Annotated in this window: 1 protein-coding gene; it reads right to left on the minus strand. The window is 47.1% G+C overall.

Annotated elements, in window-relative coordinates; all coding sequences use genetic code 11:
- Positions 1 to 486, minus strand: a 486-nt coding sequence (locus ALA01S_RS33835; RefSeq protein ID WP_218011568.1) for a hypothetical protein, incomplete at its 3' end; no start/stop codon positions are given.
- Between the last annotated feature and the right edge of the window lie 228 nt (positions 487 to 714).

A 714-nucleotide genomic window follows, 5' to 3' on the forward strand; every position in this document is an offset into this window, starting at 1 on the left:
GCCAGCAAGGCCAATGCTGTGCCCAATATGTAACGCATTGAGCATGGATGCTTGGTCGGTGGACAGATCGGGATAAGACTTCATCTTTTCCATTACTGTCGCTGCATTTTCTTTTACAAACAATTCGCGGCAGATGCACCTGTAGGCATATAGAGCTACTTGCTTTTTATTCCGGCTTAGTGGTTGGTTGTCAATGGGCTCGAACAGGGCGTTGTCGTGATGCTTGCAAAACCCCGCGAAAGTGGAGGCTTGTTTTATACCTATTTTTTTTGGCTCGGCGAGTCCATTTGTTTTATTTAGCGTGGATAAGTCAGCATTTAAACGATATACGTGCCCCTCTTCCGCAATTAAATGGAGTTGGCCTTTGTTTTGTATGGAATGCGCAGATATTATTTCGTTGCAGCGTACGCCGCTAGAGTGATGTAGGCATCGGCCACGGTTGCTTTGCCGCTTTGATTCGCGCTGAAATTCTCCAATGAAACTCATTGCGTTGCCTGACAAATGCTAAGGTAATACCTAGCGAATAAGCTAAGGCCGTACGCTAGGGAAAATGTGTGTTATGGCTGTCGTGGAGTTGAGCGGCCTGCGCGGCTTTTCGTACGGATCCGCTCGAACGCACGGTTAGGGAATCGTCTTATCCGTAAAAACATGTTTGGCTTGACAGCGCTTTAGAAGGCTAACGGTTTCCTTGTAGTGAACGGAAACGTCTTCTTT

Source organism: Azohydromonas lata NBRC 102462, from assembly GCF_001571085.1.
GTDB lineage: Bacteria > Pseudomonadota > Gammaproteobacteria > Burkholderiales > Burkholderiaceae_C > Azohydromonas > Azohydromonas lata.